21 protein-coding genes and 1 other RNA gene are annotated in these 21,601 nt (G+C 61.6%); 17 read left to right on the top strand and 5 right to left on the bottom strand.

All coding sequences use genetic code 11. From position 1 onward, the window contains the following. The first annotated feature begins 253 nt into the window (after nt 1-253). The 4 genes from edd to BTO02_RS17830 all read left to right on the top strand — a co-directional run bounded on the left by edd (nt 254) and on the right by BTO02_RS17830 (nt 5,038). Nucleotides 254-2,218, top strand: a complete 1,965-nt coding sequence (gene edd / locus BTO02_RS17845) for a phosphogluconate dehydratase (RefSeq protein ID WP_075158147.1) — start codon at nt 254-256, stop codon at nt 2,216-2,218. A gap of 11 nt (nt 2,219-2,229) precedes the next feature. Continuing rightward, on the top strand, nt 2,230-2,865 hold the full coding sequence (gene eda, locus BTO02_RS17840; protein ID WP_075158146.1) for a bifunctional 4-hydroxy-2-oxoglutarate aldolase/2-dehydro-3-deoxy-phosphogluconate aldolase: 636 nt from the start codon (nt 2,230-2,232) through the stop codon (nt 2,863-2,865). Between the two features lie 294 nt (nt 2,866-3,159). After that, nucleotides 3,160-4,533: a GntP family permease gene (locus BTO02_RS17835; protein ID WP_075158145.1), complete on the top strand. Its 1,374-nt coding sequence runs from the start codon at nt 3,160-3,162 to the stop codon at nt 4,531-4,533. Nucleotides 4,534-4,543: 10 nt separating this feature from the next. Next, complete coding sequence (locus BTO02_RS17830; protein ID WP_075158144.1) at nt 4,544-5,038, top strand: gluconokinase; 495 nt, start codon at nt 4,544-4,546, stop codon at nt 5,036-5,038. Nucleotides 5,039-5,092: 54 nt separating this feature from the next. On the opposite strand, the gene purB is transcribed toward BTO02_RS17830, so the two are convergent. After that, nucleotides 5,093-6,481, bottom strand: a complete 1,389-nt coding sequence (gene purB / locus BTO02_RS17825; RefSeq protein WP_075158982.1) for an adenylosuccinate lyase — start codon at nt 6,479-6,481, stop codon at nt 5,093-5,095. A 160-nt stretch (nt 6,482-6,641) separates the two neighbouring features. Between purB and BTO02_RS17820 the strand changes: the two genes are divergently transcribed. From BTO02_RS17820 to BTO02_RS17795, 6 genes are all read left to right on the top strand, one after another. Then, nucleotides 6,642-7,601: a LysR family transcriptional regulator gene (locus BTO02_RS17820; protein ID WP_075158143.1), complete on the top strand. Its 960-nt coding sequence runs from the start codon at nt 6,642-6,644 to the stop codon at nt 7,599-7,601. 171 nt (nt 7,602-7,772) lie between these two features. Then, nucleotides 7,773-9,077 carry a Glu/Leu/Phe/Val family dehydrogenase gene (locus BTO02_RS17815; protein WP_075158142.1) on the top strand — a complete coding sequence of 435 codons (1,305 nt, stop codon included), beginning with the start codon at nt 7,773-7,775 and terminating at the stop codon, nt 9,075-9,077. A gap of 272 nt (nt 9,078-9,349) precedes the next feature. Continuing rightward, complete coding sequence (locus tag BTO02_RS17810) at nt 9,350-10,255, top strand: glutamate/aspartate ABC transporter substrate-binding protein (protein ID WP_075158141.1); 906 nt, start codon at nt 9,350-9,352, stop codon at nt 10,253-10,255. 88 nt (nt 10,256-10,343) lie between these two features. Then, entirely contained in the window at nt 10,344-11,084 is a 741-nt protein-coding gene (locus tag BTO02_RS17805; protein ID WP_075158140.1) for an amino acid ABC transporter permease, read from the top strand. Beyond that, a complete protein-coding gene (gene gltK, locus BTO02_RS17800; protein WP_075158139.1) occupies nt 11,084-11,761 on the top strand; it encodes a glutamate/aspartate ABC transporter permease GltK in 678 nt (225 codons plus the stop codon). Before BTO02_RS17805 ends, gltK begins: the two co-directional genes overlap by 1 nt. Further along, nucleotides 11,758-12,483, top strand: a complete 726-nt coding sequence (locus tag BTO02_RS17795; RefSeq protein ID WP_075158138.1) for an amino acid ABC transporter ATP-binding protein — start codon at nt 11,758-11,760, stop codon at nt 12,481-12,483. Before gltK ends, BTO02_RS17795 begins: the two co-directional genes overlap by 4 nt. A 78-nt stretch (nt 12,484-12,561) precedes the next feature. Here BTO02_RS17795 and BTO02_RS17790 read toward each other — a convergent pair whose 3' ends face one another. After that, nucleotides 12,562-13,476, bottom strand: a complete 915-nt coding sequence (locus BTO02_RS17790; RefSeq protein WP_075158137.1) for a class II glutamine amidotransferase — start codon at nt 13,474-13,476, stop codon at nt 12,562-12,564. Nucleotides 13,477-13,622: 146 nt separating this feature from the next. Continuing rightward, nucleotides 13,623-13,817, bottom strand: coding sequence for a hypothetical protein (locus tag BTO02_RS34375; RefSeq protein WP_156883853.1), 195 nt, complete (start codon nt 13,815-13,817; stop codon nt 13,623-13,625). On the opposite strand from BTO02_RS34375, the gene pyrC reads away from it, so the two are divergent. From pyrC to rnpB, 3 genes are all read left to right on the top strand, one after another. Next, the gene (gene pyrC, locus BTO02_RS17785) at nt 13,816-14,886 is read left to right on the top strand and encodes a dihydroorotase (RefSeq protein WP_075158136.1); all 1,071 of its coding nucleotides are present in this window, start codon (nt 13,816-13,818) and stop codon (nt 14,884-14,886) included. The two genes, BTO02_RS34375 and pyrC, sit on opposite strands and share 2 nt — an antisense overlap. Continuing rightward, the gene (locus BTO02_RS17780; protein ID WP_232243392.1) at nt 14,883-15,722 is read left to right on the top strand and encodes a DUF3025 domain-containing protein; all 840 of its coding nucleotides are present in this window, start codon (nt 14,883-14,885) and stop codon (nt 15,720-15,722) included. The genes pyrC and BTO02_RS17780 overlap by 4 nt, the downstream gene beginning before the upstream one ends. Nucleotides 15,723-15,775: 53 nt before the next feature. Continuing rightward, nucleotides 15,776-16,188: RNase P RNA component class A (rnpB, locus tag BTO02_RS17775), an RNA gene on the top strand. 110 nt (nt 16,189-16,298) lie between these two features. Here rnpB and BTO02_RS17770 read toward each other — a convergent pair. Continuing rightward, a complete protein-coding gene (locus tag BTO02_RS17770) occupies nt 16,299-16,721 on the bottom strand; it encodes an OsmC family protein (RefSeq protein ID WP_075158135.1) in 423 nt (140 codons plus the stop codon). Between the two features lie 653 nt (nt 16,722-17,374). Between BTO02_RS17770 and rplM the strand changes: the two genes are divergently transcribed. The 3 genes from rplM (at nt 17,375) to erpA (ending at nt 18,814) form a co-directional block, all read left to right on the top strand. Further along, nucleotides 17,375-17,803: a 50S ribosomal protein L13 gene (gene rplM, locus BTO02_RS17765; RefSeq protein WP_075158980.1), complete on the top strand. Its 429-nt coding sequence runs from the start codon at nt 17,375-17,377 to the stop codon at nt 17,801-17,803. Nucleotides 17,804-17,814: 11 nt separating this feature from the next. Further along, nucleotides 17,815-18,207 carry a 30S ribosomal protein S9 gene (gene rpsI, locus BTO02_RS17760; RefSeq protein WP_075158134.1) on the top strand — a complete coding sequence of 131 codons (393 nt, stop codon included), beginning with the start codon at nt 17,815-17,817 and terminating at the stop codon, nt 18,205-18,207. Nucleotides 18,208-18,448: 241 nt separating this feature from the next. Beyond that, nucleotides 18,449-18,814, top strand: a complete 366-nt coding sequence (erpA, locus tag BTO02_RS17755; protein WP_075158133.1) for an iron-sulfur cluster insertion protein ErpA — start codon at nt 18,449-18,451, stop codon at nt 18,812-18,814. Between the two features lie 148 nt (nt 18,815-18,962). Here the strand turns inward: erpA and BTO02_RS17750 are convergent, their stop codons facing one another. Further along, complete coding sequence (locus BTO02_RS17750) at nt 18,963-20,099, bottom strand: anhydro-N-acetylmuramic acid kinase (RefSeq protein ID WP_075158132.1); 1,137 nt, start codon at nt 20,097-20,099, stop codon at nt 18,963-18,965. A gap of 249 nt (nt 20,100-20,348) precedes the next feature. On the opposite strand from BTO02_RS17750, the gene tyrS reads away from it, so the two are divergent. Continuing rightward, nucleotides 20,349-21,590: a tyrosine--tRNA ligase gene (tyrS, locus tag BTO02_RS17745; RefSeq protein ID WP_075158131.1), complete on the top strand. Its 1,242-nt coding sequence runs from the start codon at nt 20,349-20,351 to the stop codon at nt 21,588-21,590. Nucleotides 21,591-21,601 lie beyond the last annotated feature (11 nt).

Raw genomic sequence — 21,601 nt, 5'->3', positions numbered from 1 at the left:
AAAACTACATTTCGCCGCATAGGTGATTTCCCTGGCTTCGCGTGGGTGCGGTAAAAAGCCTTTGGGAATGCGGCTTATGAGCCGATCGACTGAATATCAAATTCAGCATCGGCCACATTGATTCAATGTAGTTTTTCTACTAATATCGTGTTCACGGCTGGAAACGCAAGCCGTGTCCCCGCGATACCGAATCCGGCACGAGCGCCGTCACATGGGCGGATGCGCGAGCTAGAGCGACGAAGGAGCATCATCGATGGTTTCCCCGCATTCGCAATTGATGAAGGTCACGCGGCGCGTGATCGAGCGCAGCAAACCGACGCGCGATGCCTATCTGGCGCGCATCGAACAGGCGCAGGGTCATTTCCCCGCGCGCGGCGCGCTGTCGTGCGCAAACCTCGCGCACGGTTTTGCCGGACTCGAAGGCAACGACAAGTTCGCCATCAAGGCGATCGGCCAGCCGAACATCGGCATCGTGTCCTCGTACAACGAGATGTTGTCGGCGCATGCACCGTACAAGACATTCCCCGACATCATCAAAGCGGCCGCGCGCGAAAACGGCGGCGTCGCGCAGTTCGCGGGCGGCGTACCGGCGATGTGCGACGGCATCACGCAAGGCAACGCGGGCATGGAGTTGTCGCTGTTTTCACGCGAAGTGATCGCGATGAGCACGGCCGTTGCGCTCACGCACAACATGTTCGACGCAGCGCTGTGTCTCGGCGTGTGCGACAAGATCGTGCCGGGCCTGATGATCGGCGCGCTGCAATTCGGCCATCTGCCGACCATCTTCGTGCCGGCCGGCCCGATGACGAGCGGCCTCTCGAACGACGACAAGGCGAAGATCCGCCAGCAGTTCGCGACTGGCGGCTGCGATCGCGGCGCACTGCTCGAAGCGGAGGCAGCCGCGTATCACAGCCACGGCACCTGCACCTTCTACGGCACCGCGAACAGCAACCAGATGCTGATGGAAGTGATGGGCATGCATCTGCCGGGCTCGGCGTTCGTGCATCCGCACACGCCGCTGCGCGATGCGCTGACCGCGCAGGCCGCGCGCCGCGTGCTCGATCTGACGGTGGATCGTGGTCATTACATGCCGATCGGCCATGTGGTCGACGAAAAAGCGGTTGTGAACGGCATCGTCGCGTTGCTCGCAACCGGCGGATCGACGAATCACACCCTGCACCTCGTCGCGATTGCGCGCGCGGCCGGCATCATCATCGATTGGGACGATTTCGATACGCTGTCGCAAGCGGTGCCGCTGCTCGCGAAGGTCTATCCGAACGGCAAGGCCGACGTGAACCACTTCCACGCAGCGGGCGGTGTGGCGTTCCTCGTGCGCAATCTGCTCGAAGGCGGTCTGCTGCACGAGGATGTGAACACCGTCGCGGGCAAGGGTCTTTCGCATTACACGCACGAGCCGAAGCTCATCGACGGCAAGCTGACATGGGTGCCGGGCGCGCACGAAAGCCACGACACGAAGGTGCTGCGCGGCATCAAGGAGCCGTTTCAGCCCGACGGCGGCCTGCGTCTGATGCAAGGCAAGCTCGGCCGCGGCGTGATCAAGATTTCCGCGGTCGCGCACGAGCATCGCGCGGTGAAGGCACCGGCGATCGTGTTCGATTCGCAGGAAGCCGTGCAGGAAGCGTTCGATAACGGCGAACTGAAGCGCGATTTCATTGCCGTCGTTCGCTTCCAGGGCGCGCGTGCAAACGGTATGCCCGAGCTGCATCGTTTGACGCCGCTGCTCGGCGTGCTGCAGGATCAAGGTTTTCATGTCGCGCTCGTCACCGACGGCCGTATGTCCGGGGCATCGGGCAAGGTGCCCGCGGTGATCCACGTATCGCCCGAGGCGCTGCTGCAAGGTCCGCTCGGCAAGGTCAGAACCGGCGACACGATCGTGATCGACGCGGAAGCCGGCGTACTCGACATCGAGATCGACGAAGCAGAATGGCAAGCGCGTCCGCTTGCCGTGTGTCACCACCAGGCCGGGAACGAGGTGGGCTTCGGTCGCGAACTATTCGGCGTGTTTCGCGCGGCAGCGGCGCCGGCAGAGCTTGGCGCATCGGTGTTCGGTCCGCTCGTGGGCGAAGCCGCGCATTACGACGGCGCACATAGCCAAGGCCACGGCGCGAAGGCCGACGCTTCAGCAGATCACGAAGCGAAGCAGCATGCCACCGCCAAAGCCGCGCACGCGCAACCCAGCCACGCAATGCACAAGTAAGGAGTGTGACCATGACGTCAAAGACAGTAAGCGACATCGTTCGACTCGGCCCGGTCATTCCGGTGCTCGCGTTCGACTCAGTCGAGCAGGGCGAGCACGTGTCGCGTGCATTGCATGCGGGCGGCGTGAAGGTGCTCGAAATCACGCTGCGCACCGAATCGGGTTTGAAAGCGATCGAGCGCGCGAGCCAGCTGGCGGAAGATATCGTCGTCGGCGTCGGCACGATTACGAGGCCCGAGCAGTGCGCGCTAGCGAAGAAGGCCGGTGCGCAGTTCGGCGTGTCGCCGGGGCTCACGAAAGACATGCATCAAGCTGCGCAGGACGCCGGCCTGCCGCTGCTGCCCGGCGTCATGACGCCGACCGACATCATCGTCGCGCTCGAACTCGGCTACGAGATCGTGAAATTTTTCCCCGCGCAGCAAGCGGGCGGGGTACCGATGCTGCAAGCGTTTCAGGGGCCGTTCCCCACGCTCAGATTCTGTCCGACCGGCGGCATCACGGCCGAGTCCGCGCCGAACTTTCTCGCGTTGCCGAACGTGGTCTGCGTCGGCGGATCGTGGCTCACGCCGAAGGCTGCGCTTGCCGCGCAAAACTGGGATGAAGTGACGCGCCTTGCGCGCGCCGCGACCGCGCTCGCCGCGCATTGATGGGATGGTCATGCGCTTTCACTGCTAACCTGTTTCACCAAGCAGCAGGCTCTGCATTGTGCATGAAGCCTCGCCGATCCAGCCGCATGGCTGCAAAGGGCGAGGCTTTTTTGTTGCGCGCGTAGACATTTGGGGCGAACCGCAAACGCAAGCAAAACGGCGAGCAAAACGCTGCGCGCGCTTCCGATGCCTCGCGTGCTCGCGCAGTAAAATTCGCGCCCTGGTACGTAACATGCAGCCGTACTCTGCACTCTGGCACCGCATTCAAAATCAATAACGCATAGGAGGAGCTTCATGGAAGCTGTTCACGGCAGCATGCTGCTGGTCTACGGCGTGATCGCGATTGCGCTTCTGATCTTGATGATCACGCGCTTCAAGGTTTATCCGTTCCTCGTTCTGATCATCGTTTCATTGCTGTTGGGACTGGCTGCCGGCATGCCGGCCGGGTCGATCGTCAAGTCGTTCGAGACCGGCAACGGCAATACGCTTGGGCATATCGCGATCGTGGTGGGCCTCGGTACGATGCTCGGCAAGATGATGGCCGAGTCGGGCGGCGCCGAGCGCATCGCGACTACGTTGATACGCTGGTTCGGCGAAAAGAACATTCACTGGGCGATGATGTTCGTCGCGATCATCGTCGGTTTGCCGGTGTTTTTCGAAGTGGGCTTCGTGCTGCTGATTCCGATTGCGTTCAACGTCGCGAAGCGCACGGGCAAGTCGCTGTTGCTGATCGGCTTGCCGATGGTCGCGGGCCTGTCGGTCGTGCATGGGCTGATCCCGCCGCACCCGGCCGCGTTGCTCGCGGTGCAGGCCTATCACGCGGATATCGGCAGAACGATCGTGTATGGGCTGATCGTCGGCGTGCCGACGGCGATCGTCGCGGGGCCGCTGTTCGCGCTGCTGATTCACCGTCAGATCGCGTTGCCGGAAAATAATCCGCTCGCTGCGCAATTCATCGCGCAGTTCGACGATCAAGGCGAACAGAAAAACAAGCGCGAACTGCCCAGCTTCGGCGTGACGCTATTCACGATTCTGTTGCCCGTCATCCTGATGCTGATCGGCAGCTGGGCCGATCTTCTCTTCGCACCGAAGACACTCGCGAATGACCTGCTGCACTTTATCGGCAACACCGACGTCGCGCTGCTGATTGCGGTGCTCGTCAGCTTCTGGACGTTCGGGGCGCAGCGCGGCTTCAACCGCGAGCAGATTCAGAAATTCTGCGGCGAATGCCTTGCGCCGATCGCCGGGATCACGCTGATCGTCGGCGCGGGCGGCGGCTTCGGACGCGTGCTGATGGACAGCGGCATTTCAAAGCAGATCGTCGATACCGCGACGTCCGCGCATCTGTCGCCGCTTTTGCTCGGCTGGTCGGTGGCCGCGCTGATTCGCCTCGCGACCGGTTCGGCGACCGTTGCGATGACTACCGCGTGCGGCATCGTCGCGCCGATCGCGTCGGCAGGTGCGGTGGCCGTGAAGCCGGAATTGCTCGTGCTTGCAACGGGCTCCGGCTCGCTGATTTTTTCGCACGTCAACGATGGCGGCTTCTGGCTGATCAAGGAATACTTCGGAATGACGGTCGGTCAAACGTTCAAGACGTGGTCGCTGTGCGAGACCATCATTTCGTTGCTGGGTTTGGGACTGACGTTCGCACTCGCGGCCGTCCTGTGAGGAGTGTTCGATGATTCTGATTGCAATGGGCGTGTCGGGCGCCGGAAAAACGCGGATCGGCGAGTTGCTTGCCGAGCGCCTGCATTGCGACTTCACCGATGGCGACGCGTTTCACAGCGCGGCGAACAAGGAGAAGATGCATCAAGGTATTGCGCTCACCGACGAGGACCGCTGGCCGTGGCTGAAGACAATACGCGCGGCGATCGAAGAAAAGCAGCGCGCGCATGAGACGGCGGTATTCACGTGCTCGTCGCTCAAACGCTCGTATCGCGACATCTTGCGCGCGGGCGACAAGGACGTGTGCTTCGTCTACCTGAAGGGAACGCGCGAAGTGCTGCAGGAGCGGCTGACGACGCGCACCGGGCACTTCTTCGATCCGTCGCTGTTGCAAAGCCAGCTCGAGACGCTCCAAGAGCCCGGTGACGACGAAGCGATTACGGTGAGTATCGAACTGAAGCCGGAGCAGATTGTCGATCAGGTGCTCGATCGACTGAAAACGCGCTAGCGGGCGTGTCGATCTCCAGATGAGAAGCGGGCCGCCCGTGGCGGCTCACTTCTTTCAAGCAATCCGCTTCGCCAATTCCACTGCCTTGCCCACATAGGAACCCGGCGTCATCGCAAGCAACCGCTCTTTCGCATCGGCCGGAATATTCAGCGCGCCGATGAACGTCTGCAAACCGTCGCGCGTAATGCCCTTGCCGCGCGTCAACTCCTTCAGCTGCTCATACGGGTTTTCGATTCCATACCGACGCATCACGGTTTGCACCGGCTCGGCCAGCACTTCCCAGCAGTTGTCGAGATCTTCATTGAGCCGCTGCGGGTTCACCTCGAGCTTGTCGAGACCGCGGATCAGCGCATCGTACGCAAGCAGCGAGTAACCGAACGCAACGCCGATATTGCGCAGCACCGTCGAATCGGTCAGATCCCGCTGCCAGCGCGACACAGGCAGCTTGTCCGCGAGGTGGCGCAGCGTCGCGTTCGCGAGCCCGAGATTGCCTTCCGAATTTTCGAAGTCGATCGGATTGACCTTATGCGGCATCGTCGACGAACCGATCTCGCCGGCCTTCGTCCTCTGCTTGAAATAGCCGAGCGAGATATAGCCCCATACATCGCGGTCGAGATCGAGCAGGATCGTGTTCGCGCGTGCGACCGCGTCGAACAGTTCCGCCATATAGTCGTGCGGCTCGATCTGGATGGTGTACGGATTGAACGCCAGCTTCAGGCGCTCTTCGACCACCTTGCGCGAGAACGCTTCCCAGTCGAACTCCGGATAAGCGGACAGATGCGCGTTGAAGTTGCCGACCGCGCCGTTCATCTTGCCGAGCAGTTCGACCTTCGCGATACGGTCGATCGCGCGCGCGAGCCGCGCGGCCACATTCGCGATTTCCTTGCCGAGCGTCGTCGGGCTGGCCGGCTGGCCGTGCGTGCGCGACAGCATCGGTTGTTCGGCTTGCGCGTGGGCCAACGCGACGAGGCGCTGATGCACCGAGCGCAGCGCCGGCAGAATGACGTGTTCGCGCGCACCGGCGAGCATCAAACCGTGCGACGTATTGTTGATGTCCTCCGACGTGCACGCGAAGTGGATGAACTCGCTTGCACGTTCGAGTTCGGGCTGTCCCTTCACCGACTCCTTCAGCCAGTACTCGACGGCCTTCACGTCGTGGTTCGTCACACGCTCGATTTCCTTGATCCGCGCCGCATCGTGCGCGGTGAAGCGCTCGACCAGTTGCAGCAGGAACTGCTCCGACGCCGGCGAAAAGCGCGGCACTTCGGCAAACCCCGCGTGCGACAGCGCGATCAGCCAGTGAATTTCAACGGTTACGCGGTGGCGCATGAAGGCGGCTTCCGAAAGCCACTCGCGCAGGGCTTCGGTTTTCGGCGCGTAGCGGCCGTCGAGCGGGGACAGCGCGGTCAGCGCGAACAGGGTATCGGGACGGGTGTCGGACATGATGGGGCGGACGCGCTGCGTCAGGACGGAAACGGGGAGAACCGCGAATTTTACCACCGCGGGCGCATCGTCCTCGGCGCGGACGCGGTTTGCCGACCGGGCCGCCGCTAGAATGCTGACTTCGCCGGATTCCCTTTCCCCGGCGCCCACAGGCTCTCGCATGGAACTGAAATGGCTCGAAGACTTCGTGTCGCTCGCGGAAACCCGCAGCTTCAGCCGCTCGGCTGAGCTGCGGCACGTCACGCAGCCGGCATTTTCGCGCCGCATCCAGGCGCTCGAAGCGTGGCTCGGCACGGAACTGATTGACCGCTCGGTGTACCCGACGCGTCTGACCAATGCCGGCCAGGTGTTCTACGAACAGGCGCTCGCGATGCTGTCGCAGTTCCACGAAGCGCGCACGCTGTTGCGCGGCCATACGGCGACGCCGGCCGCGACGATCGAATTCGCGGTGCCGCATACGCTGTCGCTCACTTACTTTCCGCGCTGGCTGCAGCGCATCGAAGCGCAACTGGGGCCGATCCACACACGCCTGCGCGCGCTGAACGTGCACGATGCCGTGTTGTCGCTCGTCGAAGGCGGCTGCGACCTCGTCATGGGTTATCACCATCCGAGCCATCCGGTCGCACTGGATCCCGCGCGTTACGACATGCTGACGCTCGGCGTCGAGCCGATCAGCCCATTCTCGGCGCCGGGCCGCGCGGGGCGTGCGCGGCACACGCTGCCGGGCACACCCGATGTGCCGGCGCCCTACCTCTCGTACACACCTAACGCGTATCTGGGCCGCATGACCGAGGTGATCGTCTCGAATGCGCCGCACCGCCTGTACCTCGACCGCGTGTACGAGACCGACATGGCGGAAGGACTGAAAGCGATGGCGCTGGCCGGGCACGGCATCGCGTTCCTGCCGCATAGCGCCGTCGAAGACGCGGTGGCCGACGGCCGCCTGATCCGGCTGGACCGCGCGACGCGCGGCGGCGGCGCGCAAGGCCAGTTCACGCTGACGATGGAGATCCGCCTCTATCGCGACAAGCTCGCCGCGCAAGGCGACGACGCGCGGCACACGCTGATACGCGCGCTGTGGGACGCAGTATCGGCCGAGCTCGCGCAAGACCCGAGCTGACCGGCGCGACGCGTTTATAAAAGCGCCCGCCCGTCACCACCGTCGTCGGCAACGGTATTTTGTGCATTCCCACGGTTATGCACAAAAAACATAACGGAATGAACAAACGGCATTGGCGTTCGTTCAGGCGATTTTCGACAATGGCGTCATTCGTTGAGCGTCGGAGCCTTCATGTCATCCCAATCGAAGTTCGAAACATCGCCGGAAGCACTGCCATCCTATCTGCATCACGACGACCTCGGCCCATGGGGCAACTATCTGCGCCAGGTCGACCGCGTCGCCCCCTACCTCGGCACGCAGTCGCGCTGGATCGAGACGCTCAAGCGTCCAAAGCGCATCCTGATCGTCGATGTGCCGATCGAACTCGATAACGGCACGGTCGCTCATTTCGAAGGCTACCGTGTGCAGCACAACGTATCGCGCGGTCCCGGCAAGGGCGGCGTGCGTTATCACCAGGACGTGACGCTGTCGGAAGTCATGGCGCTGTCCGCGTGGATGTCGGTCAAGAACGCGGCCGTCAACGTGCCGTACGGCGGCGCAAAAGGCGGTATCCGTGTCGACCCGCGCAAGCTGTCGCGCGGCGAACTCGAGCGCATGACGCGCCGCTACACGAGTGAAATCGGCATCATCATCGGGCCGAACACCGATATCCCCGCGCCGGATGTAAATACGAACGAGCAGATCATGGCGTGGATGATGGACACGTACTCGATGAACCAGGGCCAGACGGCGACCGGCGTCGTGACCGGCAAGCCGATCGCGCTCGGCGGTTCGCTCGGCCGCCGCGAAGCGACGGGCCGCGGCGTGTTCGTGGTCGGCTGCGAAGCGGCGCGGCGCACCGGATTGTCGATCGAAGGCGCGCGGATTGCGGTGCAGGGCTTCGGCAACGTCGGCGGCATCGCGGCGCGGCTCTTCCAGGAAGCGGGCGCGAAAATCGTCGCCGTGCAAGACCATACAGGCACGCTGCACAAGTCAACCGGTATCGATGCAGGCGCGCTGCTCGAGCATGTCGCGAAAACCGGCGGTGTCGGCGGCTTCCGTGAAGCGGACACCATTGCGAACGACGACTTCTGGTCAGTCGAGTCGGACATCCTGATTCCGGCCGCGCTCGAAAACCAGATCACCGAAAAAAACGCGCCGAAAATCCGTACAAAGGTCATCGTGGAAGGCGCGAACGGCCCGACCACGACCGCGGCCGACGACATTCTTCACGACAAGGGTGTGCTCGTCATTCCCGACGTGGTCGCGAATGCGGGCGGCGTGACGGTGTCGTACTTCGAATGGGTGCAGGATTTCTCGAGCTTCTTCTGGACCGAGGACGAGATCAACGAGCGGCTCGAACGCGTGATGCGCGAGGCATTTGCAGCGGTCTGGCAGGTCGCGGACGAACAGAAGGTATCGGTGCGCACGGCGGCCTTTATCGTCGCGTGCAAACGGATTCTGATGGCGCGCGAGATGCGCGGGCTTTACCCCTGATTTGCGGCTTCTGGCGGGTATTTGATTTTTTTGCAAAACGGTTTGTGCGCGATTCTGTATGATCGCGCACATTGCAGGCGGACGGCGTTGTAAGATGCCGTCCGCTTTTGCGTATGTGTTCCGTAGGGGTGGCGCGGAACGCTATACCGGGCGGGGTGCTGGACGCAGTGCTGGATTTACGCAACATTTGTGTCCGGACATGGTTAACGACCATTCTTTCAAAATAGTTACTTTGATACACTTGCGCCGGTATTGGCCAAGGAGACTTACAAATGAAGGTTAAAAAAGCTGCGCTGCTTCTCGCGACTGTCGGACTGTTTTCGGGTTTGTTCACGGCGGGCGCTCACGCGCAGGACGCCGGCACGCTGAAGAAGATCAAGGACACGGGCGTTATTTCGCTCGGTCACCGCGAATCGTCGATTCCCTTTTCGTACTATGACGACAAGCAGAATGTGGTCGGCTACTCGCAGGAATTCGCGCTGAAGATCGTCGATGCCGTCAAGGCGAAGCTGAACATGCCGAACCTGAAGGTCAAGCTGACGCCGGTTACGTCGCAAAACCGCATTCCGCTCGTGCAGAACGGCACGATCGACCTCGAGTGCGGCTCGACCACCAACAACGCCGAGCGCCAGCAGCAGGTCGCATTCTCGAACACGATCTTCGTGATCGGCACGCGCCTGATGACGAAGAAAGACTCGGGCATCAAGGATTTCCCGGACCTGAAGGGCAAGACGGTCGTGACGACCGCGGGCACCACGTCCGAACGCCTGCTTCGCAAGATGAATCAGGAAAAGAACATGGGCATGAACATCATCAGCGCGAAGGACCACGGCGAATCGTTCCTCACGCTGTCGACGGGCCGTGCCGCTGCGTTCATGATGGACGACGCGCTGCTCGCGGGCGAGCGCGCGAAGTCGAACAACCCGAACGATTTCGTGATCGTCGGCACGCCGCAATCGCGTGAAGCGTATGGCTGCATGCTGCGCAAGAACGATCCTGAATTCAAGAAGGTCGTCGACGATGCGATCGCGAAGGTCGAAACCTCGGGCGAAGCCGATGCGATCTACAAGAAGTGGTTCGATTCGCCGATCCCGCCGAAGGGCCTGAACCTGAACTTCCCGGAAAGCGAAGACATCAAGGCGCTGTACAAGAGCCCGAACGACAAGGCAATCGACTAACGGTCGATCAGCCGTTACCGTCGCAACGTGTTGAACGAAACGGAAGGGGCCGAACGCTTCTTCCGTTTCTTTTTGTTGGAGTCTTGTCATGTCCTATCACTGGAACTGGGGCATTCTGCTAAGTCCGGTTTCCACGGGCGAGCCGACTACCTATCTGGGCTGGCTGTTGTCCGGCTTCTGGGTGACGATCGTCGTCTCGCTCTCGGCATGGGTGATCGCGCTGATCGTCGGTTCGCTGTTCGGCGTGCTGCGCACCGTGCCGAACAGAACGCTTTCCGCGATCGGCACCCTGTATGTCGCGATCTTCCGCAACATCCCGCTGATCGTCCAGTTCTTCATCTGGTATCTCGTCATACCGGAGTTGCTGCCGGTGTCGATCGGCACCTGGTTCAAGCAGTTGCCTCCCAATGCGCAGTTCTTTTCGTCGTCGATTCTCTGCCTCGGCCTGTTCACCGCCGCGCGCGTCTGCGAGCAGGTGCGCTCGGGCATCAACGCGCTGCCGCGAGGCCAGCGTGCCGCCGGCCTCGCGCTCGGCTTCACGCAATGGCAGACGTATCGCTACGTGCTGCTGCCGGTCGCCTACCGGATCATCGTGCCGCCGCTCACGTCCGAGTTTCTGAATATCTTCAAGAACTCCGCCGTCGCGTCGACGATCGGTCTGCTCGAACTGTCGGCGCAGGCGCGACAGCTCGTCGATTACACGTCGCAGGCGTATGAGTCGTTTATCGCGGTGACGGTCGCGTATATGGTGATCAACCTGATCGTGATGCAACTGATGCGCATCCTCGAACACAAGACCCGTTTGCCGGGCTACATCGGAGGCAAGTGATGCATCACTTCGACTGGAGTGGTATTCCGGGCGCGCTGCCTACGCTGTGGACCGGCGCGATCATCACGTTTCAGATCACCGTTGTCGCGATCGTCTGCGGCATTCTGATCGGCACGGTTCTCGCGCTGCTGCGGCTATCGGGCGTCAAGCCGCTCGAGTGGTTCGCGCGCGTGTATGTGACGCTGTTTCGCTCGATTCCGCTCGTGATGGTGCTGCTGTGGTTCTTCCTGATCGTGCCGCAGGTGCTGCAGAACCTGCTCGGGCTGTCGCCCGATATCGACATCCGGCTGGCGTCGGCCATGGTCGCATTCTCGCTGTTCGAAGCCGCGTATTACTCGGAGATCATCCGGGCCGGCATTCAGGCGGTGCCGCGCGGTCAGGTCAACGCAGCGTTCGCGCTCGGCATGACCTACGGCCAGGCGATGAAGCTGATCGTGTTGCCGCAGGCCTTCCGCGCGATGGTGCCGCTGCTGCTCACGCAGGCAATCGTGCTGTTTCAGGATACGTCGCTCGTCTACGTGATCGGCCTTGCCGACTTCTTCCGTACCTCTGCCAATATTGGCGACCGTGACGGCACGAGCGTCGAGATGGTACTGTTTGCGGGCGCCTGCTATTTCGTGATCTGCGTGATCGCGTCGAGCCTCGTCAAAAGTCTTCAGAAAAAGGTCGCAAGATGATCTCTATCAAGAATGTTTCGAAGTGGTACGGTCAGTTCCAGGTGCTGACCGACTGCACGACCGAAGTGAAAAAGGGCGAAGTGGTCGTCGTGTGCGGCCCGTCGGGTTCCGGCAAATCGACGCTGATCAAGACCGTCAACGGACTCGAGCCGTTTCAGAAGGGCGACATCGTGATCAACGGACAGTCGCTCGGTGACAAGAAGACGAATCTGTCGAAGCTGCGCGCGAAGGTCGGCATGGTATTCCAGCACTTCGAACTGTTCCCGCATCTGACGATCACTCAAAACCTGACGCTCGCTCAGGTCAAGGTGCTCGGCCGGTCGAAGGACGAAGCCGCGGCAAAGGGGCTCAAGCTGCTCGATCGCGTCGGCCTGCGCGCGCATGCGGACAAGTTTCCGGGGCAATTGTCGGGTGGTCAGCAGCAGCGCGTAGCGATTGCGCGCGCACTATCGATGGACCCGATCGCGATGCTGTTCGACGAACCGACTTCCGCGCTCGACCCGGAGATGATCAACGAAGTGCTCGACGTGATGGTCGAGCTCGCGCAGGAAGGCATGACGATGATGTGCGTCACGCACGAAATGGGCTTTGCGAAGAAGGTCGCGCATCGCGTGATCTTCATGGACAAAGGCTTGATCGTCGAAGACGACCGCAAGGAAGATTTCTTTGCGAATCCGAAGTCCGATCGTGCGAAGGATTTTCTCGCCAAGATCCTGCACTGACCACGCGCACGCGCTTTGCAGTTCTCCCTCTGCAAAGCGCACGCACTCGCACGACAAACGGGTGGCGAGAAGCCGGCTCTACGATTCGAACGCCGCCGCGTCGTCGGATTCGAGATCGAGCGTCGACGTATCGGGCAGCATCGATGCGCTCGACGTTACCGCGCCGTCGCACGGCGCCTGAGCGGCTCTTTCGAGCACGGCGGGCGGGACCGGCACGTTCGTCTGCGCGACCATCTTGCCGTGCTGAAACATCAGCAAATCGCCGGGCGCAAAGCGCGTCCATACTTCGTTGTCTGTAAGCGGCTGCGTCGCGATGACCGCGACGCGATCCTCGGGCGTCGTGTACTTCGCGAAATCGATCGAGACGTCCGCATCGACGAGATGCGCGGTCGAAAACGGCCAGCTGCGCACGAGGTAGTACAGGTGCGTCGAGCAATGCGCGAACAGCGCCTGCCCGTTGGACATCAGAAAGTTGAACACGCCGAATTGCGAGATTTCGCGCGTGAGCGTTTCGAGCGCGGCGAACAGCTCTTCGAGCGGAGGCTGCTGCTGGCCCGGAAACGCCTCGCGCAGCCCTTGCAGCAATGCGCAATACGCGAGTTCGCTATCGGTTGTGCCGACCGGCTGATAGACACCCGACAGCGCCGGCCGGTAATTCTGCAGATCGCCGTTGTGCGCGAAGATCCAGTGACGGCCCCACAGTTCACGCAGGAACGGGTGGCAGTTTTCGAGCACGATATGGCCTTGCGTCGCTTTGCGGATATGCGCGATCGTATTCTTCGATTTGATCGGATAGCGCTTGACCATCTCGGCGATCGGCGAGGTGGCCGACGATTGATGATCGATGAAGAGGCGACATGCCTTGTCTTCGAAGAACGCGATGCCCCAGCCGTCGGCGTGGTGATCGGTGACTCCGCCGCGTGCCGCAAAACCGGTGAATGAGAACACGACATCCGTCGGCGCGGCGCAGTTCATTCCAAGAAGTTGGCACATGATGCGCTAGGGTCAAGCGTCTGAGACGCGTAAGGGCGGGCGCTACGCGAAAGCCTTACCGCTTGAGGCCTGGCCAGCCGTTACAATGCTATTTTTACAAGCATAGCACCTCGCCCCAGACCGCAATCATTAAAATTGGCGTATGTTCAGGCCGCTTTCCGACGATTCGCGACAGAAATCGTGAAGGCGCGCATGCGTGATTTGCGCCGCATTTCTCTGCGGGCTCTTGCCTGGATCGCCCCCGGATTTGCCGGGTCTGCGCCGGGTTCTGCTCTCGCGGTTTTTGCTCTCTGGGTTGCTCTCAATTCGATTGCCATGATCTCTTCATCGTCTGCTTCCATGTCTTCTTCGTCGCCTGCTGGCGCGTCCGTCGATTCCGTATCGCTTGCACGGCCCGATGACTGGCACCTGCATGTGCGCGACGGCGCGATGCTCGCGGCCGTGTTGCCGCACACGGCTCGCCAGTTCGGCCGTGCGATCATCATGCCGAACCTGAAACCGCCCGTTACCACGACCGAACAGGCGCGCGCGTACCGCGAGCGAATCCTTTGCGCGCTTCCCGCCGGCGCGAAGTTCGAACCGCTGATGACGCTGTATCTCACCGACAATACGGCTCCCGATGAGATTCGTCGCGCACGTGCAAGCGGCTTCGTGCATGGCGTCAAACTTTACCCGGCCGGTGCGACGACGAATTCCGACGCGGGCGTGACGAATCTCGCGAAGTGTTCGAAGACGCTCGAAGCGATGCAGGAAACGGGCATGCCGTTGCTCGTGCACGGCGAAGTGACCGATGCGTCCATCGATCTCTTCGACCGCGAGAAGGAATTCATCGACCGCGTGATGACGCCGCTGCGCCGCGATTTCCCGGCGCTGAAGGTCGTGTTCGAACACATCACGACGAAGGATGCCGCCGAGTACGTGCGCGATGCGGCCGCGGCGCCCGGCCTGCTCGGCGCGACGATTACCGCGCACCATCTGCTCTACAACCGCAACGCGATATTCCAGGGCGGCATTCGTCCGCATTACTACTGCCTGCCGGTGCTCAAGCGCGAGAAGCATCGCGTGGCGCTCGTCGAAGCGGCTACTTCCGGCAATCCGCGCTTTTTCCTCGGTACCGATAGCGCGCCGCATCCGAAAGGACTCAAGGAGCACGCGTGCGGCTGTGCGGGCTGCTATACGGCGCTGCATGCGCTCGAGCTTTACACGGAAGCCTTCGACAAGGCCGGCGCGCTCGATCGTCTCGAAGGCTTCGCGAGCTTTTATGGGGCCGATTTCTACGGTCTGCCGCGCAGCGTCGAGCGCGTGACGCTGCGTCGCGAACAGTGGACCCTGCCCGACGAGGTCACGGCCGGCGACACGCCCGTGGTGCCGTTGCGCGCGGGCGAGGCGATCGGCTGGCGGCTCGTGTGAATGGTGTGACGGGGCAGGCGGTGCGCGCCGCCGCCGGCTTCGCCGATCTCGACTGGTCGGCGCCATGGTTCTCCCAGGTCGCGCCGCGCGGCGCGCGTTGGCAGCAAGCGGCGTTGCAAAGCCCCAGTGCGCTGCTCGCAGCGATGAACGCCGACGCGCGGCGCTGCGCTCATACGACCGGCCGGGGCGCGCGTCTGTCGTTTATCGCGCAGCATGAACTTCCGCCCGGTACGACGTACGAGGCGCATATCGCAGCGACCGGCTGCGTTCCGACTCGCCACAATCTTCACGATTTCTTCAACGCGCTGTCGTGGTTCCAGTTTCCGCGCATCAAGGCGGCGCTCAGTGCGCGCGGGACCGCGGCGATCGATGCGCTCGGCGTGGGTCCGACGCGCGGCAGCATGCGCGACGCGCTGACCGTGTTCGACGAAAACGCGGTTCTGTTTGCCTGTTCCGATCGCGCAATTGCGTCCGCGTTGCGCACATTCGACTGGCCGGCGCTTTTTATCGCAGGCCGCAGCGCGTGGGGAACGCATTGCGAAGTGCGCTGCTTCGGTCATGCGCTGCTGGAAAAACTCGTGACGCCATACAAGGCTTGCACTGCGCATGCGTGGATCGTCGACGTGCCGCCCGCTTATTTTTCGTGGAACGTCGTCGCACGCGATACGTGGCTGGACGACGCGGTGAGCCGCGCCTTGCTTGCGACGGGCACGATGACGGGCCGTGTGTTCGCTCCGCTGCCCGTGCTCGGCATTCCGGGGTGGTGGCCGCCGAACGAGGCGCCGTCGTTCTACGACGATCGATCGGTATTCCGTGCAGGCCGGCGGGTCAGATAGCCCGTACAGGCCGGGGCGGTGAGCGATGCGCAATGGTAGAATCGCTGCTCAGCAAAGCAGGCCAGGCAGTCGCGGCTTTGTCGGTCACGGCCGGCGAAGGCGAGGAAAGTCCGGACTCCATAGGGCAGGGTGATGGCTAACGGCCATCCGTGGCGACACGCGGAACAGGGCAACAGAAAGCAAACCGCCGATGGCCTGGCGAAAGCCAGGATCAGGTAAGGGTGAAACGGTGCGGTAAGAGCGCACCGCGGCTGCGGTAACGTAGCCGGCATGGCAACCTCCACCCGGAGCAATTCCAAGTAGGCAGGCGTGCATCTTCGCGATGCAGGACGGGGCCCCCGTTTCGTCTGCGGGTAGGAAGCTTGAGCGCGTCAGCAATGGCGCGCCTAGAGGAATGGCTGCCACGCGCGGTACGTCTTCGGGCGTGCGGCGTGCACAGAATCCGGCTTATCGGCAGGCTTTGCCGCTCAATGAAAAACGCCGGCGTCCCCGCCGGCGTCCCATTCGCGCGGTCACTTCAATCAGGACGCCGGCGTTTGTTTTTTTGTTGCGCGTACGCGCGAGGACATCGCCCGATCAGGCGTCGACGATGTCGAACGAGTGGGTCAGCTCGGCGGTCTTCGCCATCATGATCGACGCGGAGCAATATTTGTCGTGCGACAGATTGATCGCGCGCTCCACCGTCGTCGGGTTCAGATTCTTGCCGGTGACGGTGAAGTGGAAGTGGATCTTCGTGAACACCTTTGGGTCTTCACTCGCGCGTTCCGCCTTCAGCGTGACCGAACAGCCGGCGATTTCCTGGCGGCTCTTCTTGAGGATCATGACGACGTCGTACGCGGTGCAGCCGCCCGTGCCGAGCAACACCATTTCCATCGGGCGCGGCGCGAGATTGCGGCCGCCGCCTTCGGGCGCGCCATCCATCGCGACCAGGTGGCCACTGCCGGTTTCCGCGGCGAAGGCCATGCCGTCCGTTCCCATCCAGCTCACTTTGCATTCCATTGCGGTCCCCAGCTGATTCCGTGCAGAGTCGAGCAGGCATTGTAGCTCGTCGGATTCGGGTTCGCCCGAAGCTACATCATTTCGCATAGATCTTGACTGGACGTCTATTGTTGCGCTGCATCACAAACCGGTTTATACGGGATTCCCCTATGATTTCTAGGGTTTTCCAGCGCAGACTATGCACCTCGATGGCGCGTGAAATCTGCATAATCTGTTGATTTCAAAAGAACTTACGTCGATGCTCAAAGTATGGTTGCCATGTCATATTGTGAAACTTGATTTCGCATTGCAAATCCTCTTGCGTCGCACAAGCCATGCTCATATAATCTGTTCATTGGTTGCTGTCTCTGGGCAACCTCCGCATGTCTCCTCCACCCTCCTCCTAAGGTGGATTGAGCCCGAACTTCATGGTTCGGGCTTTTTTTCGTCCGCGCACTTCATGCCGTGCGGCGCACCGTTAGAGGTGCTTTGACTCGGGCGCACAATTTCCTTTATAATTCAGGGCTTTTCCGCATTCATGCCCGCGGAAGAAGAATAGGGAGCACCTGCACAGCGTTACGGAAGCATCTAGAACTTCCCGGCAAACGTGGTCAATGGGCGCGGTTCGAGTCCAGCAGGAACAAAAAGGGCAGCGCAATTTTTTTGGATCGATCATGAAGACTTTTTCCGCAAAAGCCCACGAGGTGACGCGCGAATGGTACGTGATTGACGCGACGGATAAGGTTCTCGGCCGTGTCGCCAGCGAAGTGGCACGCCGTCTTCGCGGCAAACACAAGCCTGAATTTACTCCGCACGTCGACACTGGCGATTTCATCATCGTCATCAACGCCGGCAAGCTGAAGGTCACGGGCAACAAGACCACGGACAAGAAGTACTACCGTCACTCGGGCTACCCGGGCGGTATTTACGAAACGACGTTTGGCAAGATGCAGGAACGCTTCCCGGGCCGCGCGCTCGAAAAGGCGGTCAAGGGCATGCTGCCGAAGGGCCCGCTCGGCTACGCAATGATCAAGAAGCTGAAGGTCTACGCCGAAGCAACGCATCCGCATTCGGCGCAACAGCCGAAGGCGCTCGAGATCTAAGGGGAGCCCACATGATCGGTAACTGGAATTACGGTACGGGCCGCCGCAAGAGCGCTGTCGCTCGTGTCTTTATCAAGGCTGGCAAGGGCGACATCATCGTCAACGGTAAGCCTATCGCTGACTACTTCTCGCGCGAAACGTCGCTGATGATCGTGCGTCAGCCGCTGGAACTCACGAACCACGCAACCACGTTCGATATCAAGGTGAACGTGTCGGGCGGCGGTGAAACGGGCCAGGCAGGTGCGGTTCGCCACGGGGTTACCCGCGCGCTGATCGACTATGACGCAACGCTGAAGCCGGCGCTGTCGAATGCTGGTTTCGTCACGCGTGACGCACGTGAAGTCGAGCGTAAGAAGGTCGGCTTCCACAAGGCACGTCGCAGGAAGCAGTTCTCGAAGCGTTAATCGCTTCTGCGGATTCCCGCCGCCCGGCTATGGCTATTGGCGGCGATGGAATCAGCCGCAAAAGGCCGCTGTCGCAAATTTGCGTAGGCGGCTTTTTGCTTTTCGGCCCGCTGCGCTCAGGCGTGAAGTCGCTTCGGCGTATCGTGCCGCTATTCGTAAGAACCTATTGATTTCATGGACTTCGGCACGATATCAGGATCGGCCCTACAATAGCGTTTAGTAGCTTTTTTGGAGAGTTCGCATGAACGCAGTGACCGACACCCCAGTAGCCGAAATGCCGGCTCCGTTCGTTTTTACGGACGCAGCGGCTGACAAGGTCAAGGAACTGATCGACGAAGAAGGCAATCCGGAGCTGAAGCTGCGTGTATTCGTGCAGGGCGGCGGCTGCTCGGGCTTTCAGTACGGTTTCACGTTCGACGAGGCAGTCAACGAAGACGATACCGTGATGAACAAGAGCGGCGTCCAGTTGTTGATCGACTCGATGAGCTATCAATACCTGGTCGGCGCAGAGATCGACTACAAGGACGACATCAATGGCGCTCAGTTCGTGATCAAGAATCCGAACGCGACGACCACCTGCGGTTGCGGTTCGTCGTTCTCGGTTTGATGGTTCGACGCGCAGTCTGTTCGACAGAAAACGGGGCCTCGGCTCCGTTTTTTATTTGGGGAAGGTCCGCATAGTGCGCTTTGCCTGGACGTGTTCTGCATGACCCCGGCGCGGCGCAGGCTTTCACCGGACGCGCCGCCTCACGCGCTCAGCGCGGATAGAGCGCGCCCAACACACGTTCGCCAGCCGCGCCCGTCACAGAGGGCAGGTTTCCCGCTTCCCGCGCAACACGCCGCATCGCAAGCCACGCAAACGCAAGCGGCTCGACCTGATGCGGCGGCACACCGAGCGCTTCCGTTGTCTGCACGGGTACGCCGCTTACGCCGCTTTCCTCCATCGCGCGTTGCAGCGCCCTGAGCAACTCGGCATTACGCGCCCCGCCGCCGCACACATAGAGTGCCTGGCAACCGGGCGCATGACGTTCGATCTCGCGCGCGACTGTAATTGCGGTCAACGCTGTCAACGTGGCCTGCACGTCGGCCGCCTGAAGTGAAGCGAATGCCTGTAACTTTGCATCGAGCCATTCGTTATTGAAGAGGTCGCGCCCTGTGCTTTTAGGGGGCTGAAGCTCGAAGAAAGGCTCGTCGAGTAGCGCATGCAGTAGCGGGCGGTGCACCTGACCACCCGCGGCGAAATGCCCGTTTTCATCGAAAGGCTTGCCAAGGTGGCGCTGCGCCCATTCGTCGAGCAGTGCGTTTGCCGGACCGCAATCGAAGCCACGCACGGCGCCGTTCGCGGACAGGATCGTAATGTTACTGATGCCGCCAAGATTGCACACCACACGCGTTTCGCCCTTGGCTCCAAAGACCGTGGCGTGAAATGCCGGCACGAGCGGCGCACCCTGACCGCCCGCCGCGACGTCGCGCGAGCGGAAGTCCGCGACGACGTCGATATGCGTCATCTCCGCAAGCAGCGCCGGGTTGTTGATCTGCCGCGTATAACCCTTTTCCGGGCGGTGGCGGACGGTCTGCCCGTGCACGCCGATCGCGCGGACGTCTTCGGCAGACAGATTGCCGCTTCTGAGCAATTCATGCACGCAAACGGTGTAACGCGCGGCGAGCGCATTCGCGGCGAGCGCTTCACGTTCGATTTCGTTGTCGCCTGGCTGTTGCAGGCCGAAGAGCGCTTCGCGCAGCGTTTCCGAAAAGCTCACGAACGCTTCCGACCGCACGACCGGCGCTTTGCCCGCCGCAAATTCGACCGCGATGCCATCGACGCCGTCCATGCTCGTGCCCGACATCAACCCGAAGTACACGCCGTCTGCGCCTGCCGCCTCTTTTGCCACGTTGGGCTCCTTTCAAGCATAGGTTCCGAACCGCCGATGCCAATTGTCGCGCAATGCCGCCACGCGTAACAGGGTATGCAATGCGCGCTGCGGTTGCACCTGTTCCGCGCGACCCCTGCATCATGCCTCATTCATGCAGAGCCGAAACCCTGGCCATTCGGCCAGCGCGCGCCGATTGCGATCCCATTCCGGCCGCGTTGCCGGTCAACTATGGGACAATCTGACTTTCGCGATTTCCTCCGTTACAGCATGAGCACCGAGTCCACTTCCAAACCCGCCTTTCCCGTCACCGACGAAGTCCGTCATGCGCTTGCCGTCACGAAGCGCGGTGTCGACGAGCTGCTGATCGAAGAGGAGTTCGAGCAAAAGCTCGCGAAAAGCGCGGCAACCGGCACGCCGCTTCGCATCAAGCTCGGCCTCGATCCGACCGCGCCCGACATTCACATCGGCCATACGGTCGTGCTGAACAAGATGCGCCAGCTGCAGGATCTCGGCCATACCGTGATCTTCCTGATCGGCGATTTCACATCGCTGATCGGCGATCCGTCCGGTCGCAACGCAACGCGGCCGCCGCTCACGCGCGAGCAGATCGAAACGAACGCAAAGACGTACTTCGACCAGGCGTCGCTCGTGCTCGACCGCGCGAAGACCGAGATCCGCTACAACAGCGAATGGTCGATGCCGCTCGGTGCGGACGGCATGATCAAGCTTGCCTCGCGTTACACGGTCGCGCGCATTCTCGAGCGTGAAGATTTCACGAAGCGCTTTCAGGGGGGCGTGCCGATTTCGATTCATGAATTCCTGTATCCGTTGATGCAGGGCTATGACTCGGTGGCGCTCAATTCGGACCTCGAGCTCGGCGGCACGGACCAGAAGTTCAATCTGCTCGTCGGGCGTGAACTGCAAAAGCAGTACGGCCAGGAGCAGCAGTGCATCCTCACCATGCCTCTGCTCGAAGGGCTCGACGGCGTCGAGAAGATGTCGAAGTCGAAGCACAATTACGTTGGTATCAGCGAAAAGCCCACTGATATGTTCGGCAAGCTGATGAGCATCTCCGACGATCTGATGTGGCGGTATTTCGAACTGCTGTCGTTCCGGCCGATGGACGAGATCATTGGATACAGGCGCGAAACCGAAGCTGGCCGCAACCCGCGCGACTTCAAGGTAATGCTCGCGCAGGAGATCGTCGCGCGCTTTCACTCTCAGGCGGATGCCGAGCGGGCGCTCGAAGATTTCAATCATCGCGCGAAGGGGGGCGTACCCGACGACATTCCGTCCGTCACGCTCGCCGGTGCACCGCTTGCGATCGGTCAGTTGCTGAAGCAGGCCGGCCTCGTGCCGTCGACGAGCGAAGCGCTGCGCAACATCGAGCAGGCCGGAGTGAAGATCGACGGTGCGACGATCTCGGATAAGGCGCTCAAGGTCGAAGCGGGTGAATACGTCGTGCAGGTCGGCAAGCGGCGTTTCGCGCGCGTGACGCTTTCGGCGTGACGTGAACGCGA

The sequence above is a fragment of the Paraburkholderia sp. SOS3 genome (genome assembly GCF_001922345.1).
GTDB lineage: Bacteria > Pseudomonadota > Gammaproteobacteria > Burkholderiales > Burkholderiaceae > Paraburkholderia.
The sequence above is the reverse complement of the archived record's forward strand: the minus strand, read 5'-3'. Positions and strand labels throughout refer to the sequence as shown.